Genomic DNA, 13,231 nt, shown 5'->3' with positions numbered 1-13,231 from the left:
CATGACCTCCGGGCCTGGCCAGGCCGATCCGGTTTTCAGCCAGCCACTCGCCGCTTGCGCAACCGACCCGCGATCAGCCGGGGCAGTCGAGCCGTAAAGCCGGCGAGCAACCGCAGGTGCATCCAGATCAGGAGCCGGTTGTCCCGCCAGTAGCGGAAATGAGAGACCCCATCCTCCTCGGCATCGAAGTAGCGCACGGGGGTATCGACGTTGACCAGCGGGAGGCCGCGCCATGCCAGACGCACGGCGGCCTCGGGGTCGAAGTCGAAGCGGCGCATCCAGCGTGTCTGTCCCATCACCGCGAGCAGGGCGTCGACCGGGTAGACGCGAAAGCCGAACAGGGAGTCGCCGATCCCGGCCCAGAGCGTCTCCAGATCGGCCCAGAAGTTGGAAATCTTGCGTCCCTGCACTCGCAGGGCTGGGGCGTCGTCGTCGAACACTGGCCGACCGAGGATCAATGCATCGGGTTGTTGGCGCGAGGTGGCGAGGAAGTCGGGAATGGCGGCGGCCGGATGCTGGCCGTCGGCATCCATCGTCAGGGCGTGGGTGAATCCCTCCTCGCGGGCCGCCTTGAGGCCGGTGAGCACGGCTGCACCCTTGCCGCGATTTTGCTCGTGTCGGAGCACCCGAACCGTCTCGAGCTCGGCGGCGAGCGCCGTCAGGCGCTCTCGTGTCGCCGGGCCGCTGCCGTCGTCCACGATCCAGACGGGACAGTCGGCCTGCGCGACCGCGTCGCGTACGGTGATGTCGATGCGCCCGCCCGGGTTGTAGCAGGGAATCAGGATCAGCGGTCGGAACTGGTGATCGGTGGCGGTCATGGCGTGGCAGGCTCCCGGGAGTGAAAAGCGCGGGCATAGTGGGAACGCCAGGCGGCGGCCGCCTCGCGCGGGTCGGTCCCCATGTGCTCCGGCAGTAGTGCCATGGGGGTGACGATCAGCCGGATCGGCAGGACCGGTCGATACGAAACCGGCTGGCCCTTGGCGAGGAAGGGGCGGTCATAGCGGAACAGCCAGGGGTGCAGCGATGTACCTGTCCGGTGGGCGAGCATGAAGGGCGCGGGATGGAATGGACGCAGGGGCGGGGTAGCGGTCAGCGGACTGCGCGAGCCTTCCGGGAACAGCAGCACGTGACACCCGCCGCGGATCGCCCGTCGGGCGCCCAGCATCATCTCCACCGCGTCGTCGTTCGGCAGGTAGCCGGCCAGCCGGGCGGGCAGGGCGAAGAACGGATTGCGTAGGATGCCGGCCCGCATCACGCAGACGACCTCGGGGACGTGGGAGAGAACGACCAGCGCGTCGAGCAGCGACGGGTGGTTGGCGACGATCACCCCCGGCGGGGCGTCGCGCAGGGCATCTAGCGAGCGGGTCTCGAACTGCACGGCGCGGATCCACCCTAGCCAGTGGCGATAGGCGCGCATGGCGTGATGGATGAGCCGGCGCATTGTGCGTTGCCGCCGCTCGCGCGGCATGGGGAGCAGCACGATGATCATCGGCAGCCAGGCGATCAGGATCACCGCCAGGCCGCCGTGCCCGAGCAGCAGCGCGAGCGGACGGTGTACCGCGCGCAGGAATCGGCGTGCCAACGTGTTCACAGCTCCGGCCACAGCCGGTCGCCGTCGTTTCCGTCCCGTGGCTGATGGACTGTCGCCTCGATCTCGACCAGCAGATCCTCTCGGCAGATGTCGGCCTGCAGAAACACGCGTCGGCTGACCGCCCTGAGCTGCTGGTCGAGACGTGCGCGGACCGCGGCGAGATCGTCCGGGTGGCGCAGGTAGACGCGCAGGTGGGTGGTCGGGTTCCAGTCGAAGGCGCGACAGTCGGCCGGACGGCGTGCATTGGCCTCGTCGAGCACGGCCTGCAGGTTGGTCAGCGTCTCGTCGGTCTGTGCGTACACGTCGCCGCGATGGCGGGTGGCGTGCCCGGTGATCGAGGCGGTGCCGGAGATGAACAGCCAGTCATGCCGTGGTCCGCGGGCGATGGCCGCCCGGGCGAACAGCGGGCTCTTGTGCCCGTACTGGCGGGGATAGTTCCAGGCGCTGACCTGGCGCGGATTCTCGATGCCGATCGCCGGGCTGTCCGAGGCGAGAAACACCAGGCGGCCGCTCGTGTCGGCCGGGCTGCCGAGCGCGCAGGCCGCCGGCGCCGACGGCCCCGCGGGACGATCGGCGGCGGTGAAGGCAGCGGCGCGGCCCTGGTTGAACAGCCGGTAGCGCTCGATGCCGGTCTCGGGGTCGGTTGCGTTGATTGCCGGCAGGTAGTGCCAGACGCGCCACAGGTGCGGCGTGCCCTCGCGCGCGACTCGTGCAAGCAGTTCCGTGTAGGCCGCCTCGGCACCAACGGCCAGTCCGCGGGACTCGTCGATGGGCAGCTGGCCGAAGGTCCAGTGGCCGGCCGTGGTCGTGCAGCCGAGAGCGTCGCGGGACGTGACGGGGAGCGAGCGGTTTTCAGCGGGGGCGAGAAAGGCTTCCAGGGCGTGTTTGGGTTCGCCTTCGAGCACGGTCAGCGGTAGCGGCGCCACGCAGCCGCCGCGGGCCTCCAGGCGGGTGTCCGCCGTGATCAGTGCCCCGAGCAGCCGCTCCGGGGACCTGATTACAGTGGCCGAGTTGGTCGCCGCTTGCGTCATTGGCGCAGGTCGGATTCCGGGGTCAGCGGGCGCACCTTGCGCCGGTGGGCGCGCCAGTCGGCGAAGGCCCGGCGGCATTGCCCCAGCGACGAGAGATAGTAGATTCCCTTGAGGATGCGGATCGACCGCCAGATGGGCGTGCCGCGGTAGATGTCCGCTGCGAGCAGGGAGATCAGCGCTTCCTGCACGCGGAAGATGTTGCGCGGCCCCATGAACAGGTTGCGCATCACCGGCTTGGTGATGCGGTAGATGAACCAGGAAAACTCCCTCGGTCCGTGGCGCACCTGACGGTCGTAGCGGTTGAGCGCCTGTTTCGCCTGAGCCGGTTCGCGCAGCACCGTGTCGATGGCCTCCGCGCCGAACACGCCGCCCTGCATTGCGAGCATCACGCCGCTGGAGAACACCGGGTCGATGAAGGCGAAGGCGTCGCCGACGAGGATGAAGCGTTCACCGTGACTGCGATCGGCGGAGTAGGAGAAGTTGCCGGTCGCCTGCACGTCCCGCACCAGCGAGGCATCGGCCAGCCGTCGCTCGAGCTCCGGGACGGTCTCGATGTTGTCGAACAGGAATTGCTCCAGCGAGCGGCCCTTGCGGGACTTCATGTGATAGGGCCAGGTCACCATGCCCACGCTGGTCACGCCGTTCTTCAGCGGAATGAACCAGAACCAGCCGTGATCGAACCAGAACAGGGTGATGTTGCCCTCGGTCTTGCCCGGGTTGCGTTTGGCATCGCGGAAGTGGCCGAAGACCGCGGCGCTGTTGTGCTTCGGGTTGCGCCGCTTCCAGCCGTGGCGCTGGGCGAGGAAGGTGTCGCGCCCCGTGGCGTCCGCGACGAAGGCCGTGTGCCAGTCGACGCGCTGGCCCTGTTCGTCCTCGGTGGTCACCGTGGCGTGGTACGGCCGGTCGGCGGGATCACGACGTTCTTCCTCGTGGAAGTCGATGTCCACCACGCGATTACCCTCGAAGGTGCGTGCGCCGTTGCGCTCGGCGTTGCGGAAGAGGATGCGGTCGAATTCCGCCCGCTCGACCTCGTAGGCCTTGGGCATCGACTTGTCCCAGGCCTCGGCGAAGTTGTACGGCTGGACATGGTCATGGTGCGGCGAGACGAACTCGGCACCCCACTTGTCGATGCCGATCTCGGCGATCTCCTCGGCCACGCCCAGGGTCTCGAACAGCTCGAGGTTGGCCGGGAGGAGGGATTCGCCGATGTGAAAGCGCGGGTGGTGCTCCTTCTCCACCATCACCACGTCGTGCCCCTTGCGCGCCAGCAGCGTGGAGAGGGTCGAGCCCCCGGGGCCGCCGCCGACGACGAACACGTCGCAGTAGCGTGAGGTGGCGGTGTCGGTCGGCTTGCCGGGGGTCGAATCGTGGCAGGTGCTGTCCTGGTGGTGCATCGGGCTGGTTCTCGGGCGTCAGGTCGATTTGACAGATGGTGTCTGCGATTTGACCGGGAGGAGCCGAGCCTTGAAAGGGCCGCGCTTGCCTTCCCTGGAAGCCGCGTCGGGGCGTCATGATCGGGATCGAAGCCCGGCGCGTCAATATGGTTGGGCAGGCGAACGATGCCGGGCAGGGCGGCGCGGCTCCAACTTGATCGTTTCGAGAAGGACGTGCGATAGTCCCGCGTTCTCGAGTCGGAGCAGTTGGAGCGGGGCGTTGGAAACGGGTGGCAAGCAGAAGGATCTCCAGCCGGGGCGCGCGCTCCGGTATCGGCGCGGACTGGGACGTCGGCTGGCCTGCTGCTGGCTGCTCAAGGCGGTGGGCACCACCACGATGATGTCCCTGTTCTTCGTGGCCTACTTTCACCTGCTGAATCACCCCGGCGGCGACCCGTACGTGATGGGCGCGACCTGGGTGGACCAGCTGGTGCCCTTCCAGCCCGCGTTCTTCTACCTGTATGCCTCGTTGTGGTTCTACGTCTCGCTGGTGCCGGCGCTGATCGGTGACCGGGGTACGCTGGTCCGCTACGGGATGGCCATCGGCGGGCTGTGCCTGGCCGGACTGGCCGTCTTTCTGGTCTTTCCCACCAGTATCGAGCGGGATCCGGCCCTCTGGGCCGGTGCGCCCGAGTTCGCCTGGCTGGCCGAGGTCGACAGCGCCGGCAACGCGTTTCCCTCCCTGCACGTGGCCACCGCGCTGTTCAGCGCCTTCTGGATGGATCGACTGATCCTCGCCATGCGCCTGCCGGTAGTCTGGCGGCTGGTCTCGCTGGGCTGGGCGCTGGGAATCGTCTACTCCACCCTGGCGATCGCCCAGCACGTGTTCTGGGATGTGCTCGGCGGAACGATGCTGGCGGCGATGGGCATGCTTGCGACCACCGCCTGGGTCCAGCGGGCCGGTAACGCCGTGCCCGCGGGTGCCTCGTCCGAGCCATCGATCGTGAAGCGAGGCTGAACGCATGAACGCATCGAACGGAGCACTGCCGCCGCTTGCCCTGCGCGCTTGGACCGTTACCACGGCGGCCGGCGCCGGTCGGCAGGCGCTGCTCGATCACCTGCGTGACGGTCGGAGTGCGCTGGCGCCCTGCGACTTTCTCGACGTCGAACTCGATACCTGGATCGGCCGGGTACCTGGCATCGAGACGGTGCGATTGCCTGCAGGGCTGTCCGACTACGACTGCCGCAACAACCGGCTCGCCGAGCTGGCCCTTCAGCAGGACGGGTTTCCCGAGGCCGTCGCCGCCGCGATCCGCCGTCATGGCGCCGGGCGGATCGGCGTGGTCATCGGCACCAGCACCTCGGGCATCCTGCATACCGAACTGGCCTTCCGCGAGCGTGACTCCGACACGGGAGCCTTGCCCACACCCTTGCATTACGCCACCACCCACGAGCTCTCCTCGGCGCCGCGCTATTTGCGCGACCGGCTTGGACTGGGCGGGCCGATGTATGCCATCTCGACGGCCTGTTCGTCGAGCGGCAAGGTCTTCGCCAGCGCGCAGCGGCTGATCGCTGCCGGGCTTTGCGACGCGGTGGTCGTCGGCGGGGTGGACAGCCTCTGCCTGACCACCCTCTACGGTTTCGCCTCGCTGGAACTGACCTCGCCGGGCCCCTGTCGGCCGGGGGACGTGGAGCGTGACGGGATCTCGATCGGCGAGGGCGCCGGTTTCGCCCTCGTCGAGGCTGTACATGGTGACGAGCACGACGCATTCATCCGGGTGATGGGCGTGGGCGAGAGCGTCGACGCCCACCACATGTCCTCGCCGCATCCGGAAGGCGCTGGGGCGGAGCTGGCCATGCGCCGTGCGCTGGCCGCCGGCGACGTGACTGCCGACTCGGTGGACTACGTCAACCTGCACGGCACGGCCAGCCGGGTGAACGATGCCGCCGAGGACCGCGCGCTCACGGCCGTCTTCGGCCCGGGGCAGGCCTGCTCGTCGACCAAGGGGCTGACCGGCCACACGCTAGGGGCCGCGGGCATCACCGGGCTGGCCGTGGGTGTGCTCGCCATCGAACACGACTTTCTGCCCGGTACGCTCAACACCCGGCAGCTCGACCCGGCATTTCGCGCCGACCAACTGCTGGAGAATCGCCCGGCGCCGGTTCGGCGGGTGCTGGCCAATTCCTTCGGCTTCGGCGGGAACAACTGCAGCCTGCTGTTCGGGCGTGCGGAGGACGAGTCATGAAACTGTCGATCCGAGGCGTGGGGTTTGTCGGCGCCGGCCTGTCCGACTGGTTGGAGGCGCGGGCGGCGCTGTCCGACGGCCAGCCGCCCGGGCACGTGCCGCTGGAGGAGCTCGGGCGGGCGCTCAAGGCCGACCGGCTGCCGCGCACCGAACGACGCCGGGCGGGCAAGAGCACCCGGCTGGCGATGACGGCCTGCTGGCAGGCGGTCGAGGACGCCGGCGTCGATCCGGCGACGCTGCCGATGATCTTCGCCTCGTCGACGGGCGACACCGAGGTGCTCACCCACAGCTGCGCCGCGCTGGCCGAGCCGGAGCGCGCCATCTCGCCGATCCGTTTCCACAATTCCGTGCACAACGCGCCGTCCGGCTACTGGTCGATCGCGGTGGGCTCCCGCGAGCCGGCCACCGCCATCGCCGCCCACGGCGAGACGGCGGCGGTCGGCCTGCTGGAGGCGGCCATGCAGGCGGTGCTCGAGCATCGCCCCGTGCTCTACGTCGTCCACGACCTGCCGTTCCCCGAACCGCTCTGCCAGGTCGAGCCCATTCCGGAGGCGATGGCCATCGCCCTCGTGCTCGCCCCGGGTGGGGCATCATCTGATGACCGACTTGAACTAGTCCACACAAGTAACTGTGAATACTGCGATAATACGATGGACGAGGCGGGCTGGGAGCACCTGCGGGCATCCGTGCCGGCCGCACGACTGCTGCCGTTGCTGGACGCTATGGCACGGGGTGAATCCCGATCCCTTTTCCTGGGGCTGGACAGCGCCGCCGGCCTCGCGCTGACCTACAAACCCGGAGAATCGACCCATGCCTGACCCGACGGACCGTTCCGCCCGACTGGCGCTGGTGACCGGGGCGAGCGGCGGAATCGGCGCGGCCATCGCCCGCCGTCTGGCTGCCGACGGCTTCGACCTGCTCGTGCACGCCAATCGAAATGCCCCGCGGGTGGAAGCATTAGCGGAGGAACTGCGGGCGGCGGGCCATGCGGCCAGTCCGATCGTCTTCGACGTCACGGACCCCGTCGCCGTGGAAGAGGCTCTGGCCCCGATTCTCGCCGAAAGGCCCGTGCAGGTGCTGGTGAACAACGCGGGCATGCATGATGACGGCCCGCTGGCTGGCATGTCGGCGGCGCGCTGGCGGGCGGTGGTCGATGTGAGCCTCAACGGGTTTCACCACGTCACTCAGCCGGTGCTCCTGCCGATGATCCGCACTCGCTGGGGACGGATCATCAACATCGCCTCGGTGAGCGGGCTGATCGGCAACCGCGGGCAGAGCAACTACGCCGCGGCCAAGGCGGGCCTGATCGGCGCCACGCGCGCGCTCTCGCGCGAGGTGTCGTCCCGCGGGGTGCTGGTCAACGCCGTGGCTCCTGGGCTGATCGACACCGCGATGAGCGAGGACTCGGCAGCCGCGGAGGGCATCAAGGCCCATGTGCCGATGGGGCGGGCCGGCCGGCCCGAGGAAGTGGCGGAGGTGGTCGGATTCCTCGCCGGGGACAAGGCGAGCTACCTCAGCGGACAGGTGATCGCCGTCGACGGCGGCATGACCTGAGTCATGAAAGGCACCATCGTGCCGGCTCCTCGTCGCCCGGTCATGCTCAGTTTCGACGACGGGCCGCGCCCGGGGACGACCGAGCGCGTGCTCGATGCGCTGGCGGCTCGTGGTGGATTGGACGGGTGGCCCCTGCGCGCCGCCTTTTTCACCCTGGCCGAGAACCCCGCCGGCTGGTTCGCGCGGCGACGACTGTTCGCGCCCTACGAGGTCTGGACGGACAAGGGCAGCATGGCGGCGCATCCGGAGCTCACGCGACAGATTGTCGCGGAGGGGCATTGCCTGGGAAATCACGGCGGTCGTCATTTCTGGCCGCGCTGGCCATGGTTCCGCCGTGGGGACCGGGTGATGGCGCTCTTGCGCGAGTGGGAGCGGACCGTCGAGCGTGTCGTTCCGGATATGGCCACTGATGTAGCCTCGGGGGACTCGTGCGGCGAGCCCATCGCCCGCGCGCCCTACCTGTTGCGCACGCCCGCCTGGCGTGAAGCCGTTAGTCGCGCCGGTTACCGGGACGTCGCCGGGATCACCTCCGGTGACGCCGACCCGCGCGCCGATGGCGACCAGGTGCGCGAGACATTGCTCGCACGGCTGTCACGGGCAGAGCAGGCAGACAGCGACCCCGCTCGCCCGATCGTGCTGATCTTCCATGACACGCGCCCCCTGACCGCCGAGTGCCTGCCGGCTTGGCTGGAGGCCATCGAGGCCGCCGGCCATCCGCTGCTGGATTTCGATCCGTCGCGTTGCTGAATCAGCCGGGAGGGGCCTCGCCCGATGTGGTCAGTACCGACAGGCGGCCCTCGACCACCACCTGCTCGTCATGGCTCAGGGAGAATCGGTAGCGCGCCAGTTCGCCCGCCTCGACTTCTTTCGTCACCTGGATCACGAGTGGCCCGGGCAGTTGATCCAGTCGCTCCACTTGCCAACGGAGGTCGCCAGCCCGGGTGACCACACCGGTCCGCGGCGGCCCATCGTCGCCGCGCAGCGCCTGGTGCAGGGCCATGGCCTGACCTGCCATTTCCACGCCCGCGAGCACGCCGAGCCGGTCGCCTACCCGCAGGGGATTGTCGGCGCGTCGATGGGCCCGTGTCAGGCAGACGATACCGTCCTCGTCGCAGTGGCTGACCGATTCGATCTGGCAGACGTCGCCCGTGTGGGGGAGTCGCTCGCAGAGGCGGGCGGCGTCGAGCTGGGTGTCGGCTGTCATCCGGAGGTCTCCTCCGCGGGTTGTCGGGTGCGATCGGAGAATACGGCGGCGAGCAGCCAGGCGGCCAGCGCGCCGGGGGCCACGGAGGCGCCGATCGCCTGCAGAACGGGCACCGAGGAGAAGGCGAGCACGCCGAAGGCGGTGACCGTCGTCAGGGTGGCCAGTGTGAGCGAGGCGAGCGTACGCGGGTCCAGCGAGCCTCCGCCACGCCCCTGGAAGAACAGCGCGTAGTTCGAACCGATCGCCACCACCAGGAGCAGCCCCACGAGGTGAAGCAGGGTCAGGGCGCTGCCGGCCATCGCATGCCCGCCGATCACGAAGAGAATGGCCAGCGCGAGCGGCAGCAGCGTGCGCAAGGTCCGTCGCGGATCGCGCTGGACGAACAGCAGCAGGAGGACGATGGCGACCGCGCCGGCTAACGCGATGCTGCGCGTGGTCTGTAGGTAGTGGGCGTACATGCGGTTGGATTCGCCGAGCATGTCGATCACCACCGCCGATTCGACCGGGGCCAGGGCCCGTGATAGCCGTTCGATGTCCGTTGGCGGCGTGCCGGCGACGGTACGCAGCGTGATCATGGCCACGGCGTTCTCTCCGGCCTGCCCGGGCAGCTGCCCGGCGATGGCGAGCCATAGCGGTGTGCCTTCGAGATCCCTCAGCGTCACGGGCTCGAGTTCGCGCTGACGGGCGACGTCCTCGACGAAGCCTTGCAGGCGTGTGGCGGAGACCGGCAGGTCCGCGGTGGCATCTTCCAGTCGGCGTTGCAGTTCCTCCGCCGTCGGCAGGGCCTGCTGGCGTGCCAGCTGCGTCGCCCGCGAGGGCAGGATGTCCGTCGGGGAGTGGTAGCCGGCCAGCTCGCCTTCGGCCACCAAACGGTCGAGAATCGGGGTCGCATTTTCGGCGGCGCGCAGGGCCGCTTCACGGTCCGGGCCGGTCAGGACGACCAGGAAACGGGGGTTGGAGGCACCCAGCTCCTCGCGCAGTTCGCCGTCGGCGGCTTCCAGTGCCGGATCGATCGGCGCGAGTCCCGAAAGCGTGTCGCGCCAGCGTTCCCCGGGGGCGAAGACGATGGCGGACAAGGCGGCCGCCCCGAGGGCGAGCACCGGCCAGCGCAGCCGCGGCAGGGCGCGGACCGGGCCGGCCATCGCTCGCCCCAGCCCGGCGATGTCCGCGCGGGGCAGGCGGCGGCCGATCACGGGCAGCACGTAGCGGGTCACGAGGGCGGCGGCGAGCAGCCCGGTGATCGCGTACAGGCCGATCTGCATCAGGCCGGGAAAGCCGGAGAAGAGCAGCGCGGCGAAGCCGATCACCGAGGTGACCAGGCCCAGTCGGATGGTGGGCCAGTAGTCGGCCCGCCAGGCGCGCTCGGCCGTGCGGTCGTTATCCGCGTCACGGGACTGGACGAAGTAGTAGATGCTGTAGTCGATCGCCTCGCCCATCAGGGCCGTGCCGAAACCGATGGTGATGCCGTGGACTTCGCCGAAGCCCAGCCCGACCACGGCGATGCCCACTACCACGCCGGTGCCCACCGGCAGCAGTCCGGCGAGCAGTACCGGAACGGAGCGGTAGGCGAGCAGCAGCACGCTCGCGACCAGTAGCACGCTCAGGGTGGTGAACCATTGCACCTCGGCGCGGATGGTGTCGCGGGCGTCGATGGCAAAGGCGGGCGAGCCGGCCACGGTCAGTTGCAGGTCGGGGGCGACGCCCTCGCGGACGGCGGCGAATCCCGCGTGGATCCGCTCCCGCGCATCGGCCAGCCCGTCGGTGTCAGAGCCGGGTGCGGCTGCCCGGGCGACCAGCAGCGCCTGCGACCGGTCGCCGGACATCCACACGCCGCAACAGCGTGACGGCCCCTGGTCAGCGGATTGGTCGTCGAGCAGAGCCATCAGCTCGCCGGTCGGGTCGCGCGGGAAGAGCTCGCGGGCGATGTCGCCCAGCGGGGAGTTGAGCTGGTGAATGCTCCGCTCGATGGCCTCGCCGAGGCCTTCAGCGGTGAACCGCTCGGCGTCCACGTCCGGGCTGAGCAGGTAACGGTGGTCGAACAGATAGGCTCGGCTGGCGTCGACTGCCGCTCGCCCGCCGTTCTGCACCGCCGTGAAGGCCGGCTCGTCCGCGAGGCGCGCCTGCAGCCGGCGGCTCGCCTCGGCACGCTGCTCGGCGGTGCCGCCGCTGATGCCCAGGAGGAAGGTCCGCGAGATGCCGCCTTCCTGGAGTTGCTCCACCAGCAGGTGCTGCTCCTCGCTGGGCGAGGCGGGCAGGAAGGCGGACATGTCCGACGTGAAGCGGGTCTGGCTGATGCTGCCGACTGCCAGCAGGACGACGCCCAGCCAGAGGCCGATCACGAGCCAGCTGCGCGTGCTCTGTCTCAAGGCGTGTCCCTTGCGGCGGGTTGCATGTGCATCACGCTGCGGTCGCCATTCGCGAACTCCATGGTCAGGCGCTCGGCCGCGGCATGGTCGCCATCAAGGCTTCCGATTATCTCGATGCGCCGGATCCGTTTGGCCAGCCCCCTGTCCCGCGGCAGCAGGGTCAGTCGCCAGCCTCCGTCGTGGCGCTCGTCGAGATCAAGCTCGTAGTCCTCCTCGAGGGCGTCGAACCGTCCGTTGAGTACGCCGCGCAGGCTGGCCGCCAGCGCCGCACCGCGCGGCGAATCGGCGAGGTCGATCTCCCGGCGACGGCCGTCGGCCTCGACCACGAGGCGCTCACCGGCCAGCATCAGCCGCTGGGGTTCGGGTTCCCGCTGTTCCTGGATCAGCCGGTCCGGGGGCTCGAAGATCAATCGACCACTGGAATGCAAGGGCTCGTCGAGAACCCCGAGGTGCCGGGTCTGCCGATACGCCGTGCTGCCCGCGCCGCGCTCGGCGAGCGCCGTGGCCAGGGTCTCGAGATCGATGGCCTGCGCCGGCAGCGAGGACAGCAGCAGTAGCAGCGGCGAGAGGATGGCGAAGGTGAGGCGAGGGGCGCTCATGATGACTCCTCCCGAGGGGTTCGTTCTGCGGATCTGTGGTGTGGCGGTCGTGCTTCGATCTCGGCCCGGTCATCAGCCCAGAAGTCGTAGAAATTGAACCAGTTTTCCGGATACCGCCGTGCGAGCGCCTCCAGGCGCTGCACATAACGATCCATGGCCGCATCGACGGCCTCCTGGCGGCCTCGCCCGGAGCGGTGGCGAAAGTCTGCCAGCGGCTCGAAGTGCACGCGGTAGCGGTTCCCGCCGAGATAGATGCCCGCCATGAACAGCACGCGCTGGCGCAGCACGGCGGCCATGCGGAACGGCCCCTCGGCGAAGCCGGCCGGGTGGGCGAGGAAGGCGCGTCGCGCCATGCTGTCGCCCTCGAGGCTGCGGTCGGCGAGCATGCCTACCAGGTGACCGGCCTCCAGTCGCCTGCCTGCCTCGAGCATCGAGTCGATGCGACCCAGCGGGATGATGTCCCGGGCCTTTCCCGGGTTGATCGCCGCGAAGACGCGCTGGATCTTTCGCGCGTTCTCCGGGTACATCATCATGGCGATCGGCAGGTCTCGCTCCGACCAGGCCGCGGCCCGGAGTGCGTCGAAGCTGCCGAAGTGGGCCCCGACGAGGATGGCCGGTTCCGGCGGCTCGAAGCATTCGCGTCCCTCCACCTCGATGTCGAAGGCGTCGAATCGGCCGTTGAGGAAGAACACGCGGTCGTGCACGGTGCTGGCGAAGTGGTGGAAATGCCGATAGACCTCGCCGAAGCGGGCGGGGCGGCCGCGTGCCCGGGCGAGGAACTCCCGACTGGCGCGCCGGGCGGAAGGGACGAAGAGCAGGAAGTAGAGGCTGATCGGCGCAAGCAGCAAGCGGCTGGCCCTACGACCGGCTTTAAGGGAGAGAAAGGCCATCAGGCGCATCAGTGCGGCATGGCCTCGTTCCTCGCGTCCCTGCCATTCATTTTCCGGGCGACGTTCCGACGCGCTCATGCCGACGTCTTCTTGAGTGCTGGCGCAGGCGTCTCGAGCAGCAGGTCGAGCAGGCATTCGCCTTCCCCGACCGAGGTCACGCGCAGACGGGGGCGACCGCGGCGATCGCTACCCGCTTCGATCGCCAGTGTCATTCCGGGGCATGCCGGGGCGAGAAAGCGTGCCTGGCGCACGGCGAAGGTCGTGCTCGACCGTCCCTGTGCCTGTGCGAAGGCGCTGACGGCCCAGTCGAGCAGCATGCCGCCGGGCAGGAGAGGTCGACCGGGGAAATGCCCTGCGAATACCGGTTCGTCGGTGTG

14 protein-coding genes are annotated in these 13,231 nt (G+C 69.2%); 5 read left to right on the top strand and 9 right to left on the bottom strand.

Annotation, left to right across the window (positions count from 1 at the left end):
- Positions 1–35: 35 nt before the first annotated feature.
- From ACESL5_RS00255 to ACESL5_RS00240, 4 genes are read right to left on the bottom strand one after another with little or no spacing between them, the layout of a single operon-like run.
- On the bottom strand, positions 36–818 hold the full coding sequence (locus ACESL5_RS00255) for a glycosyltransferase family 2 protein (protein WP_372590770.1): 783 nt from the start codon (positions 816–818) through the stop codon (positions 36–38).
- On the bottom strand, positions 815–1,582 hold the full coding sequence (locus tag ACESL5_RS00250; RefSeq protein ID WP_372590769.1) for a lysophospholipid acyltransferase family protein: 768 nt from the start codon (positions 1,580–1,582) through the stop codon (positions 815–817). The genes ACESL5_RS00255 and ACESL5_RS00250 overlap by 4 nt, the downstream gene beginning before the upstream one ends.
- Positions 1,583–1,587: 5 nt before the next feature.
- On the bottom strand, positions 1,588–2,622 hold the full coding sequence (locus tag ACESL5_RS00245; RefSeq protein WP_372590768.1) for a Rid family hydrolase: 1,035 nt from the start codon (positions 2,620–2,622) through the stop codon (positions 1,588–1,590).
- Complete coding sequence (locus ACESL5_RS00240; protein ID WP_372590767.1) at positions 2,619–4,016, bottom strand: NAD(P)/FAD-dependent oxidoreductase; 1,398 nt, start codon at positions 4,014–4,016, stop codon at positions 2,619–2,621. Before ACESL5_RS00240 ends, ACESL5_RS00245 begins: the two co-directional genes overlap by 4 nt.
- A 259-nt stretch (positions 4,017–4,275) precedes the next feature.
- Between ACESL5_RS00240 and ACESL5_RS00235 the strand changes: the two genes are divergently transcribed.
- From ACESL5_RS00235 to ACESL5_RS00215, 5 genes are read left to right on the top strand one after another with little or no spacing between them, the layout of a single operon-like run.
- Positions 4,276–5,013, top strand: a complete 738-nt coding sequence (locus ACESL5_RS00235; protein WP_372590766.1) for a phosphatase PAP2 family protein — start codon at positions 4,276–4,278, stop codon at positions 5,011–5,013.
- 25 nt (positions 5,014–5,038) lie between these two features.
- Positions 5,039–6,241: a beta-ketoacyl-[acyl-carrier-protein] synthase family protein gene (locus ACESL5_RS00230; protein WP_372590823.1), complete on the top strand. Its 1,203-nt coding sequence runs from the start codon at positions 5,039–5,041 to the stop codon at positions 6,239–6,241.
- The gene (locus ACESL5_RS00225) at positions 6,238–7,059 is read left to right on the top strand and encodes a beta-ketoacyl synthase chain length factor (RefSeq protein WP_372590765.1); all 822 of its coding nucleotides are present in this window, start codon (positions 6,238–6,240) and stop codon (positions 7,057–7,059) included. The genes ACESL5_RS00230 and ACESL5_RS00225 overlap by 4 nt, the downstream gene beginning before the upstream one ends.
- On the top strand, positions 7,052–7,795 hold the full coding sequence (gene fabG / locus ACESL5_RS00220) for a 3-oxoacyl-ACP reductase FabG (RefSeq protein ID WP_372590764.1): 744 nt from the start codon (positions 7,052–7,054) through the stop codon (positions 7,793–7,795). Before ACESL5_RS00225 ends, fabG begins: the two co-directional genes overlap by 8 nt.
- 3 nt (positions 7,796–7,798) lie before the next feature.
- Positions 7,799–8,542 (top strand): polysaccharide deacetylase family protein, encoded by a 744-nt coding sequence (locus ACESL5_RS00215; protein WP_372590763.1) that lies wholly within the window; start codon positions 7,799–7,801, stop codon positions 8,540–8,542.
- A 1-nt stretch (position 8,543) separates the two neighbouring features.
- Here the strand turns inward: ACESL5_RS00215 and ACESL5_RS00210 are convergent, their stop codons facing one another.
- From ACESL5_RS00210 to ACESL5_RS00190, 5 genes are all read right to left on the bottom strand, one after another.
- The gene (locus ACESL5_RS00210; RefSeq protein WP_372590762.1) at positions 8,544–8,999 is read right to left on the bottom strand and encodes a hypothetical protein; all 456 of its coding nucleotides are present in this window, start codon (positions 8,997–8,999) and stop codon (positions 8,544–8,546) included.
- Positions 8,996–11,365: an MMPL family transporter gene (locus tag ACESL5_RS00205; protein WP_372590761.1), complete on the bottom strand. Its 2,370-nt coding sequence runs from the start codon at positions 11,363–11,365 to the stop codon at positions 8,996–8,998. Before ACESL5_RS00205 ends, ACESL5_RS00210 begins: the two co-directional genes overlap by 4 nt.
- The gene (locus ACESL5_RS00200; RefSeq protein ID WP_372590760.1) at positions 11,362–11,964 is read right to left on the bottom strand and encodes an outer membrane lipoprotein carrier protein LolA; all 603 of its coding nucleotides are present in this window, start codon (positions 11,962–11,964) and stop codon (positions 11,362–11,364) included. The genes ACESL5_RS00205 and ACESL5_RS00200 overlap by 4 nt, the downstream gene beginning before the upstream one ends.
- Positions 11,961–12,932: an acyl-CoA synthetase gene (locus tag ACESL5_RS00195; RefSeq protein ID WP_372590759.1), complete on the bottom strand. Its 972-nt coding sequence runs from the start codon at positions 12,930–12,932 to the stop codon at positions 11,961–11,963. The genes ACESL5_RS00200 and ACESL5_RS00195 overlap by 4 nt, the downstream gene beginning before the upstream one ends.
- Positions 12,929–13,231, bottom strand: a 303-nt coding sequence (locus ACESL5_RS00190; protein ID WP_372590758.1) for a hypothetical protein, incomplete at its 5' end; no start/stop codon positions are given. The genes ACESL5_RS00190 and ACESL5_RS00195, both read right to left, overlap by 4 nt.

Origin of the sequence: Guyparkeria sp., assembly GCF_041687595.1 — a bacterium.
GTDB lineage: Bacteria > Pseudomonadota > Gammaproteobacteria > Halothiobacillales > Halothiobacillaceae > Guyparkeria.
This window is presented reverse-complemented; position numbering and strand designations above follow the sequence as displayed.